The organism is Streptomyces sp. NPDC001443, from assembly GCF_053597355.1.
This window is the reverse complement of record NZ_JBSFIA010000022.1, coordinates 24,448-42,784: the sequence shown is the minus strand read 5'-3', so window position 1 is coordinate 42,784 and position 18,337 is coordinate 24,448. Positions and strand designations below refer to the sequence as shown.

At 72.4% G+C, this 18,337-nt stretch carries 15 protein-coding genes; 6 read left to right on the top strand and 9 right to left on the bottom strand.

Annotated elements, in window-relative coordinates; genetic code table 11:
• Positions 1–127: 127 nt before the first annotated feature.
• Entirely contained in the window at positions 128–1,627 is a 1,500-nt protein-coding gene (locus ACWC24_RS22730) for an FUSC family protein (RefSeq protein WP_450664677.1), read from the bottom strand.
• 261 nt (positions 1,628–1,888) lie between these two features.
• Here ACWC24_RS22730 and ACWC24_RS22725 point away from each other — a divergent pair, with 261 nt between their 5' ends.
• The gene (locus ACWC24_RS22725; protein WP_450664676.1) at positions 1,889–2,365 is read left to right on the top strand and encodes an Lrp/AsnC family transcriptional regulator; all 477 of its coding nucleotides are present in this window, start codon (positions 1,889–1,891) and stop codon (positions 2,363–2,365) included.
• Positions 2,366–2,396: 31 nt separating this feature from the next.
• Here ACWC24_RS22725 and ACWC24_RS22720 read toward each other — a convergent pair whose 3' ends face one another.
• Complete coding sequence (locus ACWC24_RS22720) at positions 2,397–3,263, bottom strand: LysR family transcriptional regulator substrate-binding protein (protein WP_450664675.1); 867 nt, start codon at positions 3,261–3,263, stop codon at positions 2,397–2,399.
• A gap of 58 nt (positions 3,264–3,321) precedes the next feature.
• Between ACWC24_RS22720 and ACWC24_RS22715 the strand changes: the two genes are divergently transcribed.
• From ACWC24_RS22715 to ACWC24_RS22705, 3 genes are all read left to right on the top strand, one after another.
• On the top strand, positions 3,322–3,720 hold the full coding sequence (locus ACWC24_RS22715) for a DUF5997 family protein (protein WP_450664674.1): 399 nt from the start codon (positions 3,322–3,324) through the stop codon (positions 3,718–3,720).
• 166 nt (positions 3,721–3,886) lie between these two features.
• Positions 3,887–4,567, top strand: coding sequence for a class I SAM-dependent DNA methyltransferase (locus ACWC24_RS22710; protein ID WP_450664673.1), 681 nt, complete (start codon positions 3,887–3,889; stop codon positions 4,565–4,567).
• Positions 4,568–4,807: 240 nt separating this feature from the next.
• Entirely contained in the window at positions 4,808–6,460 is a 1,653-nt protein-coding gene (locus ACWC24_RS22705) for a SpoIIE family protein phosphatase (protein WP_450664766.1), read from the top strand.
• A 115-nt stretch (positions 6,461–6,575) separates the two neighbouring features.
• On the opposite strand, the gene ACWC24_RS22700 is transcribed toward ACWC24_RS22705, so the two are convergent.
• From ACWC24_RS22700 to ACWC24_RS22680, 5 genes are all read right to left on the bottom strand, one after another.
• Entirely contained in the window at positions 6,576–8,114 is a 1,539-nt protein-coding gene (locus tag ACWC24_RS22700; RefSeq protein WP_450664672.1) for a CYTH and CHAD domain-containing protein, read from the bottom strand.
• Between the two features lie 63 nt (positions 8,115–8,177).
• On the bottom strand, positions 8,178–9,098 hold the full coding sequence (gene nrfD / locus ACWC24_RS22695) for an NrfD/PsrC family molybdoenzyme membrane anchor subunit (protein ID WP_450664671.1): 921 nt from the start codon (positions 9,096–9,098) through the stop codon (positions 8,178–8,180).
• A complete protein-coding gene (locus ACWC24_RS22690) occupies positions 9,095–10,009 on the bottom strand; it encodes a 4Fe-4S dicluster domain-containing protein (RefSeq protein ID WP_450664670.1) in 915 nt (304 codons plus the stop codon). Before ACWC24_RS22690 ends, nrfD begins: the two co-directional genes overlap by 4 nt.
• A complete protein-coding gene (gene fdh, locus ACWC24_RS22685; RefSeq protein WP_450664669.1) occupies positions 10,006–13,251 on the bottom strand; it encodes a formate dehydrogenase in 3,246 nt (1,081 codons plus the stop codon). Before fdh ends, ACWC24_RS22690 begins: the two co-directional genes overlap by 4 nt.
• A 222-nt stretch (positions 13,252–13,473) precedes the next feature.
• Positions 13,474–13,896 (bottom strand): YjbQ family protein, encoded by a 423-nt coding sequence (locus ACWC24_RS22680; protein ID WP_450664668.1) that lies wholly within the window; start codon positions 13,894–13,896, stop codon positions 13,474–13,476.
• A gap of 54 nt (positions 13,897–13,950) precedes the next feature.
• Here ACWC24_RS22680 and ACWC24_RS22675 point away from each other — a divergent pair, with 54 nt between their 5' ends.
• Entirely contained in the window at positions 13,951–15,027 is a 1,077-nt protein-coding gene (locus tag ACWC24_RS22675; RefSeq protein ID WP_450664667.1) for an NAD(P)-binding domain-containing protein, read from the top strand.
• A gap of 12 nt (positions 15,028–15,039) precedes the next feature.
• Here ACWC24_RS22675 and mltG read toward each other — a convergent pair whose 3' ends face one another.
• On the bottom strand, positions 15,040–15,903 hold the full coding sequence (gene mltG / locus ACWC24_RS22670; protein ID WP_450664666.1) for an endolytic transglycosylase MltG: 864 nt from the start codon (positions 15,901–15,903) through the stop codon (positions 15,040–15,042).
• 43 nt (positions 15,904–15,946) lie between these two features.
• Positions 15,947–17,767, bottom strand: a complete 1,821-nt coding sequence (locus ACWC24_RS22665) for an ABC transporter ATP-binding protein (protein ID WP_450664665.1) — start codon at positions 17,765–17,767, stop codon at positions 15,947–15,949.
• A gap of 93 nt (positions 17,768–17,860) precedes the next feature.
• On the opposite strand from ACWC24_RS22665, the gene ACWC24_RS22660 reads away from it, so the two are divergent.
• Entirely contained in the window at positions 17,861–18,319 is a 459-nt protein-coding gene (locus tag ACWC24_RS22660) for a MarR family winged helix-turn-helix transcriptional regulator (protein WP_450664664.1), read from the top strand.
• The last annotated feature ends 18 nt before the right edge of the window (positions 18,320–18,337 follow it).

The window sequence follows — 18,337 nt, the reverse complement described above, 5'->3', positions numbered from 1 at the left end:
ACCCACAAGCCGCTCCGACCCGCAGGCCACTGCGACCCGCAAGCCACTGCGACCCGCAGACCGCCGCTACCCCGCAGACCGCTGCGACCCGCGGGCTGCCGCTACCGCTTGCGGGGCGTTCCGTCCCTCAGGCGCCGACCAGCGGTGATCCGGACGGCGTGCGCAGGGGCGCGGCGAGTTCCGCGAGGGCCCGTTCCAGGCCGTGGAGGTGGGCCAGCGCGGGTTCGACCGGCGGCTGGGCGGTGGCGGACGGCGGCTGCGCGCCGTCGTCGGCGCGCTCGGTGAGCGCCTCCACCGCGGCCTCCACGCGCCAGCACGCGGCGGCCAGGCGGGCGTCGTGCGAGGCCTCCGGGTCGGCTGCCACGGCGACCAGGCCGCGGATCTCGCGGGCGCAGTCGTCGAGCAGCGCGAGCACCTGGCGGGCGCGCCGCTTGCGGCCGAGCATCGGGTTCAGCGGATGCACCAGCGGGGCGACGGAGAGCCGTACCCGGCCGAGGAGCTGTTCCAGTTCGCCGACGCGACGGGCCGGGTCGACATAGTCCGCTCCGGAGAGACGGGCGGCGGCCTCCGCGGTGCACAGGCGGACGCAGCGCAGGGCGCGCTGGATCCACGCGTCGGTGACGGCATGCGTGGTGACGGGCAGCACGAAGAGCACGGCGAGTCCGGCACCGAGCGCCCCGACACCGGTCTCCGTCAGCCGGAGCGCGAGGAGGCCGGGACCGAGCACGCCGAGCAGCCCGTACAGCAGCCCCGCCATGAGCGTCACCCAGAGCATCATCCAGGTGTAGGAGACGGCGGCGGTGTAGAAGATGCCGAAGACGCAGACGGCGAGGAGCACGGCCGTGGGCACCGCCGCCCCGTGCACCGGAAGGGCGACGAGCAGGCCGAGGCCGATGCCGATCACCGTGCCGAGGACGCGCCGGAAGCCGCGTACCAGCGTCTCGCCGCGCGAGGCGGTGTTGACGAAGATCCACCAGGTGGCGCCCACGGCCCAGTACCAGCGTTGCCCGGACACCAGCTGCCCCACGACCAGCGCGAAGCCCGCGCCCGCCGTCGCCTGGACCGCCTGGCGGGTGGTCACGCGGGCCAGCCCGGTGGCGCCGGGCGGGGCGGGCGCCGCGGCCGGGGGCAGGCGTCGCTCGTAGCACCACAGTCCGAAGCGCACCGCGGCCGCGGCGAGGACGGACAGGAGCACGGCGGCGTAGAGCCGGGGCAGCTGTCCGGCGGTCGCGTGCAGGAACTGCGCGATGAAGAAGGTCATGAAGGCGAACACGCCCAGGCTGTGGCCGCGCGGGCCCCAGCGGCGCGCGTACACGCCCGCGCCGACCACCGCTAGGAAGGCGAGGTCGCGGGCGACCGGGTACTCGTGCAGGGCCGCCGCGACGGTGAGGAGGGGCAGGCCGACGACGGGCAGCAGCGCGGTGGTGACCGCCTGGCCGCGGACCGTGGCGTCGGTGACGGTGAACAGGGCGAGGAGTGCGGCGAGCCCGCCGGTGACGGTGCCCGCGAGAGGGTTCCCGGCCAGTTGGCAGCCGAGGACCGCGAGTCCGATGCCGAGGACCGCCCGCGCGGCGAAACGCAGCCGCACGCGCCCCGGATCCGGAGCCATGAACACCCTCTTCAGCACGTGCTTGTCGCTCCCTCGGAAACGGCATGAAAAAGGCGCCGCGGGATCCGCAGCGCCATCGACGTGTCCATGAGAGCATCCCCGCCGCCACTGGCTCAAGTGGCGTCCGCCCGGATGGGCCATTGGCACAGCTCGGGCGGGCTCGGCCGATCCATGGCGAGGCCAACGGACCACGTCGTCCGGTCCACCCCGTATGCGGCTCCGTGCGCCATTGGTACAGTCGTAGATGATCATCGAATGCCGACGAGGAGGCCGGGCAGCATGGCCGTGGACGAGCTCGACACCCGCATCCTGCGGCTGTTGCTCGAACAGCCGCGCACCAGCGTGCGCGAGTACGCCCGGATCCTGGGAGTCGCGCGCGGCACGCTCCAGGCCCGTCTGGACCGGCTGGAACGCGACGGCGTGATCACCGGCACGGGGCCGGCCCTGTCCCCCGCCGCGCTCGGTCATCCGGTCCTGGCGTTCGTGCACGTCGAGGTCACCCAGGGCCACCTCGACGACATCGGCGAGGAGCTCGCGGCCGTGCCGGAGATCGTCGAGGCGTTCTCGATCACCGGTGGCGGAGATCTGATGACCCGGGTGGTGGCGCGCGACAACGCCCACCTGGAGGACGTGATCCAGAAACTGATCAGTCTGCCGGGCGTGGTCCGCACCCGCACGGAGGTCGCGCTGCGCGAGCGGGTGCCGCACCGGCTGCTGCCGCTGGTGGAGTCGATCGGCCGAGCGGCCGGGAAGTAGCCCGGCCGCTCGGCCGCCGGGCCCCGTCGGTCTACGAGCGACGGCGGGGCCGGCCTCGCTTGGCGCCACCGCTGCCGCCGCTTCCACCGCTTCCGCCGCTCTTCGGGCCGCCGGAGCGGCCGCCGCGCGCGGTGCCGCCGGCCTTCTTCGCGGTGCCGCCCGTGGACTTGCCGCCGGACCTGCCGGTGGCCCCGGCCGCCGTCCGGCCGGCCGGCTTGCCCTCGTTCGGCTTGCGGCGCGCGTCGGCCGTCGCGCCGCGCTCGCTCTTCGGATCCCGCGAGGAGGATGTGCGGCCACGGGTGCTGTTGACCGTCCGGCCGCGCACGATGCCGATGAAGTCCTCGACGAGGTCGGTGGTGGCCTCCTCCGGCCAGGACAGGACGACGCTCGACTGCGGGGCGTCGGCGACCTGCCGGTAGGTGAGGTCCCTGCGGTGGTGCAGGCGGGCCAGCGACTGCGGGACGACCAGGACTCCCACACCCGCGGCCACCAGCTCGACGGCGTCCTCCGTGGTCGCCGGGCGCTCGAAGGCCGGCTGCCCCGGTGGCCGCTCCCAGTCGAGGACGTCGTCGAGGGGATGGAAGACGACCTCGTCGGCGAGGTCCTCCAGGGTCACCTCGTCCACCGCGGTCAGGAGGTGGTCCTTGGGGACCACGACGACCGTGGTCTCCGTGTAGAGGGGGATCGCGCTGAACACCGTACGGTCGACCGGGAGGCGCAGGACGCCCGCGTCGGCGTCGCCGCCGCGCAACACATCGGATGCCTGGGCGGCCGGTACCTGAAGGAGGGTCAGCGGGACGTCGGGCAGGCGCTCGTTCCAGATCCGCACCCACTTGGCGGGTGTCACCCCGGGGACGTACGCCAGCCGGAACGAGGGGGATTCTTCCGAGCCTGTCACCCCGCCAGGCTACCGGCTGTGGTCGGACGTCTCGTCCCGGGCCGATAGTCTGGACTGTATGAAGTCGCACCAGACCACCCAGACGATGAAGCCCGCCACGGCGGCGAAGAAGCTGGGTGTGTACCTCCCCGCCACGCCCGCCGCGTTCCAGGAGGGTGTCGTCACGCGCGCCGAACTGAACGAGCTCCAGGCGAACCCGCCCGAGTGGCTTCAGGAGCTGCGCCGCAACGGCCCGCACCCCCGTCCGGTGGTCGCGGCGAAGCTGGGCGTCTCCATCGCGGGTCTGGCGCGCGGCGGGGTCACGGAGGCCCTCACCACCGAGCAGATCTCGGCGCTCAAGGACAGCCGGCCGGAGTGGCTGGAGAAGGAGCGCTCCACGCAGGCCGATGTGCGCAAGGAGACGGCCCGTATCAAGAAGCGCGACGCCGAGCGCGCCGAGCGGGAGCCGCGTTCCTGACGTCCGCGGACCGGTGGCGACCGGGCCGCCACCGTCGGCACCGCGCGGGGACCCGGACGACTTCCGTGCCCCTGCTCCCGTGACCGGGTTCGCCCGGCGGCGCTCCCGTGACCCCGATCCACTCGACTGTGAAATAATCCCATATGCCCGATGAAGGGTTACTTTCATGGTCAAGGGAACGTACGCGACCGAGTACGGGCTGATCCGGATCGACCGCACCGGTCAGGCCGAGGCCTTCGACGCGATCGGCAGTCGCTACGACGAGGCGTTCCGGCAGAAGGACGGCCAACTGTCCGCCGGTGCCTGGCTGATCGCCTCCCTGCCCGCGGGTTCCCGTGTGCTCGATCTGGGCTGCGGCACCGGACTGCCGACCACGCGCCAGCTCGCGGACGCCGCCCTGGAGGCCGTCGGCGTCGACCTCTCCCCCGGGATGCTGCGGCTCGCCCGGGAGAACGTCCCCGGTGCCACCTTCCATCAGCTGGACCTCGCCGACCTCAGGCCGGACGGTCCCCGCGACCTGGGCCGCTTCGCCGCCGTCGCGGCCTTCTTCTCCCTGTTGATGCTGCCGCGCGCGGAGATCCCCCTCGCGCTGCGCACGGTCCGGCACCTGCTGGTCCCGGGCGGTCTGTTCGTCCTGTCGATGGTGGAGGCCGACGTGGACGACTTCGCCATCCCGTTCCTCGGAAACACGATCAGGGTCTCCGGCTACCTGCGGGAGGAGCTGTACGAGGTCATCGGGGCCGGGGGCTTCGAGATTCTGAGGGAATCGTCCTACACCTACGCCCCGGCGGTCGCCGACGTACCGCCCGAGGAGCAGGTGTTCCTCTGCTGCCGACGCCGTGACTGACCAGACACGAGGCGGCACCGCGGACCGCGGCGCCCCCTGAACGGGACGAAGCGTGTGACGAAGCAACGCACTTCTCATCAAGGCCCCGCCCAGGCCGGCCGGGCCTCCGGCGGTCTGCTGGACGGGACGAGGGAGCGCGCCGTGGCGGAACACACCCTGGACCCGCTGCCGGTCGGGGCCGGACCGCAGACCGACCGGCTGCGGTATCTCGACGTGGCGACCCGGCGCATCGCCGGCGGGATGGACCTGGACGAGACGCTCCGGGAACTGCGCCGGGCCGCCGTGCCCGCGTTCGCGGACGTCATCCTGATCCATCTGCACGACCCCCTGCCGGTCGGGGACGAAAAAATGCCCGCGCCAGGCGTGCTGAAACTGCACAGCATCGACCGGGCGCCGGAGCCGCCCACGGCCGACCGGTCCGCGCCCTCCCTGTCCGACGAACTCCCCCGGCGCTCGGACCTCACCGAGCGCGTGCACCTCACCGTCTCCGGCCGGCTCGCGCGACTGCTGCTGTCCGGGCGGCCGGCGTTCGGCGACACGCCGGGGATCGCCCCGGCGGTGACCGAGCTGCTCGGGCCCGTGGCCGACGCGCCGGGGGCTCTGCCGTCCGGCCGACGGCTGATCATCGCCCCGCTGCACGGCCGCCACCACATCATGGGCAGCGTCGTACTGCTGCGCGGCTCCGCCCGGCCCGCGTTCACCGGCGACGACCAGCTCGTCGCCTCGCAGCTCGCGACCCACACCGCCCTCGGCGTCCAGAAGGCGGTGATGTACGGGCACGAGGCCTCCGTGGCGGACACGCTCCAGCACACGATGCTCCCCGCGTCGCTGCCCGAGCCCACCGGTGTCCGACTGGCCAGCAGATACCTGCCCGCCTCCAAGACCGCGCAGGTCGGCGGCGACTGGTACGACGCGATCCCGCTGCCCGGCAACCGGATCGCCCTGGTCGTCGGCGACGTCATGGGCCACTCCATGACCTCGGCCGCGATCATGGGCCAGCTCCGTACCATCGTGCAGACCCTCGCCGGGCTCGACCTGCCCCCTGACGAGGTCCTGCACCACCTCGACGAACAGGCCCAGCGCCTCGGCAGCGACCACATCGCCACCTGCCTCTACGTGATCTACGATCCGATCTCGCAGCGGATGCTGATGGCGAACGCCGGCCACCCGCCCGCGCTGCTGCTCCAGCCGGACGGCCGGGTGGAGGTGCTGAGGGTCCCGCCGGGCGCTCCGCTCGGCGTCGGCGGTGTCTGCTTCGAGTCCGTGGAGCTGCCCGCGCCCAAGGGGGCGACGCTGCTCCAGTACACCGACGGTCTGGTCGAGTCCCGCGACCAGGACGTGGGCTCGGGCGTCGAGGCGCTGCGCGCCCATCTCCAGGCGCCGCCCTCGGCCAGGGGGCAGGGTGTCGCCGTCCCCTCGCTGGAAACGCTGTGCGACCAGGTGCTGGGCACCCTGGGCCCGCGCACCCGGGACGACGACATCGCGCTGCTCGCCACCCGCTTCGAGGGATTCCCCGAGGACAGTGTCAGGTACTGGTTCCTGGAACCGCACCCGCGCACCGCGGGGCAGGCGCGTCGGCTGACCCATCGCACCCTGCGGCGCTGGGGGCTCGAATCCCTGCTGGAATCGACGGAACTCATGGTCAGCGAGGTCGTCACGAACGCCGTGCGCTGCGCCTCCCGTCCCATCTCGCTACGGCTGCTGCGCACCGACGTGCTGCGCTGCGAAGTCACCGACGACTCCCCCCAGGCGCCCAGGATGCGGTGCGCCGACCTCGACGACGAGGGCGGGCGCGGTCTGTTCCTGGTCAACCAGATCGCCCGGCGCTGGGGCTCGACCCGGCTCAGCGCGGGCAAGGTGGTCTGGTTCGAGCAGCCGATCCCCGACACCTGATTCGAGCGGCCGACCCCGACCCATGATCCGAGCAGCCGAACCCCGACCCGTGAAAGGCCCGGCGTTCCTCGACGGCCCGGCACGACCGCGCGACGGCACCGCCGGAAGTCGTCCCTCAGTGGGTGAGCGCATCGCGCAGGCCGGGCTTCGAGGCGTCCGCCCAGGCGGCCGGCAGCTCCTCTTCGCACCGTTGCGCCGCAGCCTGCTCCTGGCCGTACAACAGGCCCCAGGTGAAGGCGGACTCTCCCGCCGCGTGCGCCGCCAGGGCCAGGTTCCGCAGTGCCTCGCGTGCGACGACGCTGTCCTGGTGCTCGCCGAGCAGCCGCTGCACGGCCTTGACGCGCTTGCCGAACCGTCGGGCGGGCTTGCCGAGCGAGCCGCGCGCCGGTTCGGTGGCGTACCGGGTCTTCTTGGCCGCCTTGCGGGCCTGGTGCAGGGCCACGTCGCGGTCCGTGCCCGGGGAGAGTTCCAGCGCGTGTGCCACCCGGCCGGCCAGTCGCGCGTACTCCTTGAGCACTGCCTTGGCCATCACCTTCTCCGGCCCGCGCGCGGCCTTGCTCCGCAGGGGCGGCTGCCGCGTGAGGTCGGCCAGCGCATCCAGCAGGTCCAGGTAACGCGGTGAGAGCAGGGCGTCGAGGCTGCGCTGCCGGGCCGCCGAGGCGCGGGCGACGTGCCACCCCCGCAACCGGGCGTGGACGGCTCCGAGGACCAGCTCACGGGGCGAGGCGTCGACGCGCGCGCCGAGCCGTTCCATGAGGACCTCCTGGTCGCGTTCCGCGCCCAGTTCACCGCCGAGCCATTTGAGCTCGTCACGGATCGGATCGGTGCGCTCACGGGCCAGCACCGACCGGTAGGACCGCAGAGTGCTGCGCAGCCGTCGGCAGGCGACGCGCATCTGGTGCACGGAGTCGGGCAGTCCTCGGCGTACCGCGGGATCGGTGTCGACCAGGGTGGTCACCTGCTCGTCCAGGTACTTGAGGAGTTCGTCCGCGGCCGAGCCCGCCTCGACGCCCTCGGCCCGCCCGTGCGGCCGGGGCGGCGCTCCTGCTCCGGTGCCCTCCAGCGCCCGGACCAGTTTGGTCGTGTGGCCGGCGCGGTCGATGCCGTTCTTGCGGAGCGTCTCCTCGACGAGGTCCAGCAGCCCGGGATCGGTGTCCTCGGCGAGCTCGACCTCCAGCTCGGTCCACGCGGCCGGTGCGGTCGTGGCGGTCCGGGACTCGGCGTGCACCCGGTCGAGGGTCAGCTCGGCGAGGACCGTGCCCTCGGCGTCGACCAGGTGGCGCGTGCTCCGAATGGTCCGGATCCGGACCACCGGCCTGGGTTCCGCCCCTCGGGTGCGGGAGAGGGCCAGGTCGTGCAGGGCCTGCGGGACCGTGTCGGACAGCGGGGCCTGTATCTCCTCCCGGCTGTCCCCGGACAGGGGCAGTTTGAGGTGCCAGCCCGCGTCGGCCCCGCCGGTCCTTCGCCGCAGTGTCGCCGAGGCCGCGGCCAGGCGCAGGCCGGCCGTGTCCCAGTACACGGCGTCCAGTTCGTCGACGCCCTTCTCGACGACCGACGCGATGCCCTCGACACCGGTGAGGTCCGGCAGCCAGGAGGTGTCCTCGGCCGACGGGGCTTCGTATTTTCGCTCTGTCTCTCGCTTCGAACGGGTCATACCGGGCGCGTGCACGCGACAGCGCGGTTCAAACGTCCGTGAGGGACGCCCGGGCCGTCGGGGTCACCCTCCTTCCCGCTGCGGTGTGACGGTGTACTTCGGGTCCTCCGCGGAGGCGATGCCCGCCGCGAAGATCCCGAAGCGGGTGCAGACCGACCCCGCGAGCAGGGCCAGCCCCGCGGCCGCGGCGACCGGACGGCTGCGGCCGCCGGCCAGTACCGCGGCCGCGCCGCCCGCCAGGGTCAGAACCCGCGCGGCGCGCATGAGTGTCCCCGCACGGCCCTCGCGCCAGGTCTCGGCGACCATGCCAAGGCGTCGCTCCGCGGCCTGGGACGCCACTGTCTCGGCCACGCAGGCGAGCGCCGCCGCGCGGCGGGCGGGACCGCTCTCGCGCGGTGGCGCGACGATCAGCGCCATCCCCGAGGCCGCGGCCGTCGCGGACGCCGTGAACACGTACGGAAGTTCCCGGTGGGCGCCGTGCCAGGCGGGGACGGCGGTGTCGGCGGCCAGTACGGCGGTGTACGAGGCCAGCATGGGGCCGAGCAGCGCGGCCGTGCCGGTCGCGGCACCGCCCGCCCTGGGCAGCCGCCCGGTGACCGCGCTGAGCGCGGCCGCTCCGGCGGCGGGGCCGTACGCGCTGAGCAGCCAGGAGCCCATGCTCATAGGTGAGGTGGGCTTGAACACCCGCAGCATGTTGGCGAACCGGGCGGGCCGGCCCAGGTCGTGGACGAGGGCGGCGGCGGACAGCGACACGGCGGCGAGCGAGGAGACCTTCATCGCGGTGGCGGTACGGGGGCGTCCGGTGAGCTGGGCCCCGGCGGCGAGCACCGATCCCGCCCCGGCGAGCCCGCCGAGGAAGAAGTATCCGGCGATGTCGCGGGCCGCCCAGGAGGGGGCGTGGATGATCGGACGGCCGTAGTAGGAGTCGAACTCCGCGGGCGGAACCATGAGCTGTTCGCCCCGGCGCCGCCGGGTCCTGGTCATCGTGCCCCCTCGGTCCGTCCGGCCAGCGCGAAGGCGAGTGCGATGCCGCCGGCCAGGGACAGTGCGGCGGCGCCCGCGTGCTTCCACATGGCGGGCAGGTCGCGGGTGGTCACCACGGGGTCGGGCGGCAGTCCGTACACCTCCGGCTTGTCGAGGAGCAGGAAGAACGCTCCGTCACCCCCGACCCCGTCGTGCGGGTCGTGCCCGTAGAGGTGCGCCTCCTCGACGCCCTGCTCGTGCAGTTGGTCCACCCGCAGGGCGGCCCGCTCGCGCAGCTCGTCCAGGGGGCCGAACTGGATGGACTCGGTGGGGCAGGCCTTCGCGCAGGCCGGTTCCTGTCCCGCGCCGAGCCGGTCGTAGCACATGGTGCACTTGAAGGCCCGGCCGTCGTCCTGGCGTTGCTCGATCACCCCGTACGGGCAGGCGGGCACGCAGTAGCCGCAGCCGTTGCAGATGTCCTCCTGGACGACGACGGTGCCGAACTCCGTGCGGAACAGGGAGCCGGTGGGGCAGACGTCCAGACAGGCCGCGTGGGTGCAGTGCTTGCAGACGTCCGACGACATCAGCCAGCGCATGTCGTCCGGCGTCCCCGGGGGTGCGGAGGCCGCCGGTGCCCCGTCGAGCAGGGCGAGTTCGGTGCGTCCCTCCGGCGCGGGCACCTTCTGCTCGATGAAGGCGACATGGCGCCAGGTGGAGGCGCCGAGCCCGCGGGTGTTGTCGTAGCTCATGCCGCTCAGCGGCAGTCCGTCGTCCGGGATCGCGTTCCACTCCTTGCAGGCCACCTCGCACGCCTTGCAGCCGATGCAGATGGACGTGTCGGTGAAGAAGCCGACCCGCTCGGGGGGTTGGGGGTGCCCGGCGTCACGGGCGAGGTCCGGCTCGGGGCCGCTCAACAGGTGCCGCTCAGTCATTTCCGGACCTCCGTGCCGGTCGTCCCGGTGATTCCAGCGCGCCGCCGGTACTCGGCGACCAGTTTCGGCAGCTCGGGTCCGCGAGGGCGGCGGCCCGGGCGGATGTCGGCCGTGAGCGCCTTGTCCTCCTGGATGTGGGCGTTGGGGTCGAGCGTGATGGCCATGAGTTCGTTGGCCGCGTCTCCGGTGGCGATCCCGTTGGGTCCCCAGTGGAACGGCAGTCCGATCTGATGGCAGGTCCTGCCGTGCACCGTCAGGGGCTTGAGCCGGTCGGTGACCAGGACGCGCGCCTCGACGGCGTTGCGGGCGGTGATGATCGTCGCCCAGCCGCCGTGCTCCAGGCCGCGCTCGGCGGCCAGTTCCGGGGACAGCTCGCAGAAGAACTCGGGCTGGAGCTCGGCGAGGTAGGGGGACCAGCGGCTCATGCCGCCGGCGGTGAAGTGCTCGGTGAGCCGGTGGGTGGTGACGATGTACGGGTACACCTGGGCGCCCGGCTCGTCGCCGCTGGGGTGGTAGCGGTTGCCCTCACGCGGCTTCACCTCCCGCACGGGTGAGCGCGGGGTCGACGGATACAGGGCGTTGCGGAAGGGCGAGTCCTGCGGCTCGTAGTGGGTGGGCAGCGGCCCGTCCTCGAGTCCGGCCGGCGCGTACAGCCAGCCCTTGCCGTCGGCCTGCATGATGAACGGGTCGTCGCCGCGCAGTGCGTCGGGACCGGTGGCGTCCTCCGGCGGTACGTAGTCGGGTGCGCGGTCGGGCACGAAGTCGGGGACGTCGCGGCCGGTCCACCTCCCCTCCTTACCGTCCCACCACACGTACGCCTTGCGCTCGCTCCACGGTGTGCCGTCGGGGGCGGCCGAGGCGCGGTTGTAGAGGATGCGGCGGTTGGCGGGCCATGCCCAGGCCCAGTCGGCGGCCACGTAGTCCTGTTGCGTGTGCGGGGTACGGCGGGCGGCGTGGTTGACGCCGTCGGCGTACACCCCGCAGTAGATCCAGCAGCCGCAGCGGGTGGAGCCGTCGTCCTTCAGCTCGGTGTACGCGGAGAGCGGGGCGCCGTCCGGACCGTGGCCGTTGATCTCGGCGAGGACCGCTTCGGCGGCCGGCTCGCGCAGCGGTCCTTCGAGGGGATAGTCCCAGGTGAGGTCCTGGACGGGCCGGTCCATGGGGTCGGTCGAACCGGCCAGCCGCTCCTTGACGCGGCGGCCCAGGTGGTAGGTGAACCACAGGTCGCTGCGGGCGTCCCCGTCCGGTTCCACGGCCGCGTGGTGCCATTGCAGCCATCGGTTGGTGTTGGTGAACGAGCCGGATTTCTCGGTGTGCGCGGCCGCCGGGAAGAAGAAGACCTCGGTGGGGATCGACGCGGTGCTCAGTTCGCCCGTCTCGATCTCCGGTCCGTCCTGCCACCAGGTCGCGGACTCGATCAGGGAGAAGTCCCGGACGACCAGCCACTCCAGGTTGGCCATGCCCAGCCGTTGCAGCCGGGTGTTGGCGGAGCCGACGGCCGGGTTCTCGCCCATCAGGAAGTAGCCCTTGCAGTCGCCGTCGAGCTGCGCCATGACCGTGTCGTAGGTGGCGTGGGAGCCGGTGAGACGCGGCAGGTGGTCGAAGCAGAAGTCGTTGTCCTCGGTGGCGGCGTCACCGTAGTACGCCTTGAGCAGGCTGACGAAGTACGCCCGCATGCCGCCCCAGAAGCCCTTGACGGTGCGGCTGGCCTCGACGAACGCGTCCAGGTCCTCGTGCGCGTGGGCGTGCGGCATCGGCAGGTAGCCGGGCAGCAGGTTGTACAGGGTCGGGATGTCGCTGGAGCCCTGGATGGAGGCGTGGCCGCGCAGGGCCTGGATGCCGCCGCCGGGCCGGCCGATGTTGCCGAGGAGGAGCTGGAGGACGCTGGCGGCCCGGATGTACTGGGTCCCGTTGGAGTGCTGGGTCCAGCCCACCGCGTACACGAAGGCGCTGGTGCGTTCGCGGCCGCTGTTGGCGGTCAGGGCGTCGCAGACCTCCAGGAAGGTCGCGCGCGGGATTCCGCAGGTCTCCTCGACGAGTTCGGGGGTGTAGCGGGCGTAGTGGCGTTTGAGGATCTGGTAGACGCAGCGCGGGTGTCGGAGGGTCTCGTCGCGGGGCGGTCGGGCGCCGGTCCTGGCCCCGCCCGAGCCGTGGCTCTCGGCGCGGCCCGAGCCCTTCGTCTTCTCCTCGTACAGTTCGTCGACGTCGCCGGAGGGGGCCTGGACCTCCACGCCCTCGTACTGCCAGCTGCGCAGGTCGTACTGGCGGCTCTCCACGTCGAGTCCCGAGAAGACCCCGTCCAGGTCCTCGGTGTCCTGGAAGTCCTCGCTGACGATCGAGGCGGCGTTGGTGTAGGCGAGGACGTACTCCCGGAAGTCCTTCTCCTCGGTGAGCACGTGGTTGATCACCGCGCCGAGGAAGGCGATGTCGCTGCCGGCCCGGATCGGGACGTGCAGGTCGGCCAGGGCGCTGGTGCGCGTGAAGCGCGGGTCGACGTGGATGATGCGGGCGCCGCGTTCCTTGGCCTCCACGACCCACTGGAAGCCGACCGGGTGTGCCTCGGCGAAGTTGGAGCCCTGGATGACGATGCAGTCGGCGTGCTGGAGATCCTGCATGAAGGTGGTGGCGCCGCCCCGGCCGAACGAGGTGCCGAGGCCCGCGACGGTGGAGCTGTGGCAGACCCGTGCCTGGTTCTCCACCTGGACGACGCCGAGCCCGGTGAAGAGCTTCTTGATCAGGTAGTTCTCCTCGTTGTCGAGGGTCGCGCCGCCGAGGCTGGCGATGCCGAGCGTGCGGGCGGTGCGCAGTCCGTCCTTCTCCCACTCCCAGGTGCGCCGCCGCGTCTCGACCACCCGGTCGGCGACCATGTCCATGGCCGTCTCCAGATCGAGCGGCTCCCAGTCGGTGGCGTACGGCCGCCGGTGGAGGACCTGGTGCCGGCGCGCGGATCCCGTCGTCAGCTGAAGGGTGGCCGATCCCTTGGGGCACAGTCGGCCCCGGCTGATGGGCGAGGCGGGATCGCCCTCGATCTGGACCACCTTGTCGTCCTTGACGTAGATCTGCTGGCCGCAGCCCACCGCGCAGTAGGGACAGATGGAGGGGACCACCCGGTCGGCGGTGTCGGTGCGCGGCTCGAGCCGCCGCGTGTGGGGGGACATGGCCGCCCGGCCACGCCCCAGCCGGTCCGATCCGGTCAGCTGTCGGTATACGGGCCAGTCGCTGACCCAGGTGCGTACGCCCATGACGTGTCCTCTCGGGCAGCCGGACTCCTGTCTTCACCTCGGACGTGCCACCCGGCGCCGCCGTCCGGAACTCCCTGCGCGACCGGGGCGTGGGACCGGCGGCCCGTCGGAGTGCGCTCGCCCACGGGTGCTCTCACCTCCTGCCTCGGGGGTGGCGTGAGACCCAGGTACCCCGGCGGGCGCCGGTGAAGCCGACGACCGGAATCCGCCTCGCAAGGCCGGTCAGCCCAGGAAGCTCAGCCGTACCTGGCGGTCGGGGTTGTCCCGGTTCGTGTCCACCAGGCACACCGACTGCCAGGTGCCCAGTTCCAGCCGTCCGCCGATCACCGGGAGGGTCGCGTGGGGCGGGACGAAGGCCGGCAGGACGTGGTCGCGGCCGTGGCCGGGGCTGCCGTGGCGGTGCTGCCAGCGGTCGTCGGCGGGCAGGAGGGCGTGGAGGGCGGCGAGGAGGTCGTCGTCGCTGCCCGCGCCGGTCTCGATGACCGCGATCCCGGCGGTGGCGTGCGGGACGAAGACGTTCAGGAGGCCGTCGCGGCCGGCGGCCGCCTCCCGCAGGAACGCCTCGCAGTCACGGGTGAGGTCGACGACCCGCTCCGTGGAGCCGGAGGCGACGCGCAGGACTCGGGTGGTGAAGCCGTCTGACATGTCTCCATCCTCGCCCAGGGGAAGATCTCCGACCACACACCCGTTAGTGGAACCGTGAACAACACACGCGAGGTCGAGGTGGTCGTCGCCGGCGCGGGTCAGGCGGGGCTGTCCGGCGCTTATCACCTGCGGCGCGCCGGTTTCCGCCCCGAGCACGACTTCGTCGTCCTCGACCACTCCCCCGGACCGGGCGGCGCCTGGCAGTTCCGGTGGCCCTCGCTGACGTACGGCAAGGTGCACGGCATGCACGCGCTGCCGGGGATGGAGCTGACGGACGCCGACTCCGCACGACCCTCCTCCGAGGTGATCAGCGCGTACTTCGACCGCTACGAGCGCGCCTTCGACCTGCGGGTCCGACGGCCGGTGGAGGTGCGCGCGGTACGCGAGGGCCGCGGCGGCCGGCTGCTCGTGGAGACGTCCGACGGGGTGTGGTCGACGCGCGCGCTGATCAACGCGACCGGCACCTGGGACCGGCCGTTCCAGCCGCGCCTTCCCGGTCAGGAGACCTTCCTCGGACGGCAGCTGCACACCACGCACTACCCCGGACCCGAGGCGTTCACGGGGCTGCGGGTGGTCGTGGTGGGCGGCGGGGCGTCCGGCACCCAGCATCTGCTGGAGCTCGCGCCGTACGCGGCCGCCACCACCTGGGTCACCAGGCGGCCGCCCGTCTTCCGGGAGGGACCCTTCGACGAGGAGGCGGGCCGCGCGGCGGTCGCGCTCGTGGAGGAGCGGGTGCGGCGCGGGCTGCCGCCGAGGAGCGTGGTCTCCGTGACCGGCCTGCCCCTGAACGACGCGATCCGGCGGGGTCTGGCGGATGGCGTCCTGGACCGGTTGCCGATGTTCGACCGGATCACCCCGGACGGCGTCGAGTGGAAGGACGGACGGCACGTGGCCGCCGACGTCATCCTGTGGGCGACCGGCTTCCGGCCTGCCGTCGGCCATCTGGCACCGCTGCGGCTGCGCGAGCCGGGCGGCGGAATCCGCTTGGACGGGACCCGCGCGGTCGCCGATCCGCGCGTCCATCTGGTCGGCTACGGCCCGTCGGCGAGCACGATCGGCGCCAACCGGGCCGGACGGGCGGCGGTACGGGACATCAGGCGTCTGCTCGCCGGCGAGGCCCTCGCCGCCTGACGTCCCGCCCGCTCACTTCGAGGTCGTGGGCGCCGGACCCGCGCTCTTCTGCTGCGCGGTATTGAACTCGGCGACGTTGCGCAGGTGCTGCTGGTAGTCGGCCGTGAACCGGGTGTCGCCCGGTTTGACGGTCACGAAGTACAGCCAGTCGCCCGTCGGCGGGTTGATCGCGGCCTTCATCGCGTCCTCGCCGGGGTTGTCGATCGGCGTCGGCGGCAGGCCCATCCGCTGGTACGAGTTGTAGGGGCTGTCGATCCGGGTGTCGTCGGCCGTCGTGCGCAGGGTGGAGCGGTTGAGCGCGTAGTTGATCGTGGAGTCCATCTGGAGCGGCATCCCGCGCTCCAGCCGGTTGAAGACGACCCGGGCCACCTTTCCCATGTCGGACCTCGTCGCGGACTCGGCCTGGACGATGCTGGCGATGGTGACCGCCTGGTAGAGGTTCAGCGCGTTGTGCTGCGCGCCGGCGGCGATGGGTGCCTTGTTGAACGTGCGGTTCGCGGTGTCGACCATGGACGCCAGCACCATCTGCGGCGTGGCTTTCCCGGCCAGCGCGTACGTCGCCGGGAACAGGTATCCCTCGGGGTTGTCCTCGGCGTCGCGCGGCAGCTTCAGGTGCGCCTTCGTGAGGGACTGCCGGGTGGTGCCGGCGGACAGGCCGAGAGCCTTGTCCACCGCGTCGTAGACCTGGCCGGCCCGCCAGCCCTCCGGGATCACCAGCGAGGCGGGCCGGGCGGGCGCGGCGGGCGCGTCGTGACCCAGCTTCAGCAGCGGCACCGCGACGGCGATGCCGACCACGACGGCCCCGGTCGCGACGAGGGTGATCCGGCCCCGGCGCGTCAGTCGAATCGGTCTCCGTGGCGGAGTGTTCATCTGCATGGGGGCACGGTAACCCGCAGAACCCAGCAAACCTGGCATATCGTCAGCTTGTCGGCTCCAGTTGGGCGTCCCGGCGCACGAGCGCGGCATACCGTCCGTCCCGCGCCAACAGCTCCTCGTGCGTACCTCGTTCGACGACGTGCCCGCGATCCAGGACCGCGATCTGGTCGGCGCCCCGGACGGTGGACAGCCGGTGCGCGATCGTGAGGGTCGTGCGGTCGGCGGACAGCGCGTCGATGGCCTCCTGGACGGCGTGTTCGGTGCGGGTGTCCAGGGCGCTGGTCGCCTCGTCGAGGATGAGCACCGGCGGATCGCGCAGGATGGTCCGGGCGATGGCCAGGCGCTGCTTCTCGCCGCCCGAGAACCGGTGGCCGCGTTCGCCGACGACGGTGTCGTAGCCGTCCGGCAGGGACACGATGTGGTCGTGGATCTGGGCCGCTCGGGCCGCCGCGTACAACTCCTCGTCGGTGGCCTCCGGCTTGGCGAAGCGCAGGTTCTCGGCGACCGAGGCGTGGAAGAGGTACGTCTCCTGCGAGACGACGCCGACCGCGCGGGCCAGGGTGTCGAAGTCGAGGTCACGGACGTCGACGCCGTCGAGGGTGACCCGGCCGCCCGTGACGTCGTACAGGCGTGGCACCAGATAGCCGAGCGTGGACTTGCCTGCCCCGGTGGCGCCGACGAGCGCGAGGCCGCTGCCCGCGGGGACGGTGATGTCGATGCCGTCGAGGACCGGGCCGCCCTTGCCGTCGTAGCCGAAGGTGACGTCCTCGAAGCGGACCTCGCCCTTGACCTGGTCGAGGTGGACGGGCTCCGCGCGCTCGGTGATGTCGACGGGCAGGTCGAGGTACTCGAAGATGCGCTGGAACAGGGCGAGCGAGGTCTGGATCTGGACGCCGGTCGCCAGCAGGCTCACGGCCGGGCGGAACAGGCCCTGCTGGAGCGAGACGAAGGCGACGAGGGTACCGATCGAGACGCCGGGGCCGCCCAGTTGGAGGGCGAGGCCCGCGGTCCAGTAGATGACGGCCGGCATGGCGGCCATCACGATCGTGATCACGGCCATCCGCCAGCGGCCCGCCATGCTCGCGCGCACCTCGAGGTCGACCAGTTGCTCGGACTCCTCGGCGAACGACCGGGTGAGCGAGTCGGAGCGGCCCATGGTGCGGCCGAGCAGGATGCCGCTGACGGAGAGCGACTCGGTGACGGTCGCCGCCATCGCAGCCATCTGCTTCTGGCGTTGGGTGGTGATCTTCTTGCGCTCGTTGCCGACGCGGCGGCTGATCCAGACGAAGGCCGGCAGCAGGAGCAGCGAGACGACGGTCAGCCGCCAGTCGAGGGCGATCATCGCGACGATCGTGGCGACCACGCTGGTGAGGTTGGAGACCAGGGAGGTCGCGGTGGAGGTGACGGTGGCCTGCATACCGCCGATGTCGTTGGCGATGCGGGACTGCACCTCGCCGGTGCGGGTCCGGGTGAAGAAGGCGAGCGACATGCGCTGGAGCCGGCCGTAGACGGCGGTGCGCAGGTCGTGCATGACGCGTTGGCCGACGGTCGTGGAGATCAGCGTCTGGAGTACGCCGAAGACGCTGTTCAGGACGGCGCTGAGGATCATGCCGAGGGCCAGGAGGCTCAGCAGACCGGTGCGCCCCTGGGGGATCGCGACGTCCAGCGTCTCCTTGAGCAGGAACGGGGTGGCCACGGACACCAGGGACGAGGCGCCGACCAGCAGGCCGACGACCGCGAGCCGGGCGCGGTAGGGCTTGAACAGGGAGAGGATGCGGCGCACCTGGCGGGGCTGGTCCGTCGAGGTGCCGGGAGAGCCGGGAGAGCCGGGAGAGGGGGTCCATTCGATGTGATCGCGGGGCATGGCTCCTACGGAGGGTGAGAGGGTGAGGATTCATGGAGCATAGCTCATTGTTACCTATACTCACAATGAACCTGGTCCTGATATTGTTCCCCCATGACCAGCCCCGATCCCGACGGCCTGCTCGCCGAGCAACTCCTGCGGCTCACACGCCGGGTGCACCGCATCCAGAAGCACCACCTCCAGCAGCGCGGCCTGGGTGTCACACCCGCCCAGGCCCGGCTGCTGCGCACCCTGGCGCACTGCGACACCTCGCCCCGCATGGCCGATCTGGCCGAACGGCTGGAGGTGGTACCCCGTGCCGTGACGACCCTGGTCGACGGGCTGGAGGCGAGCGGCAAGGTGCGGCGGGTCCCCGACCCGACCAACCGCCGCGTGATCCGCGTCGAACTCACCGCCGACGGCCAGGAGGCGCTGCGCGAACTGCGCGGGGCGCGCGTGTCGGCCGCGCAGGAGATCCTCGCGCCGCTGACGGGCGCCCAGCGCGAGGCACTCGGGAGCCTGCTGGACACACTGGTGGACGGGCCCCCCGCGCCATGGGGGCGCTCCTGCTGAACGGCGGGCTCCGGTGGC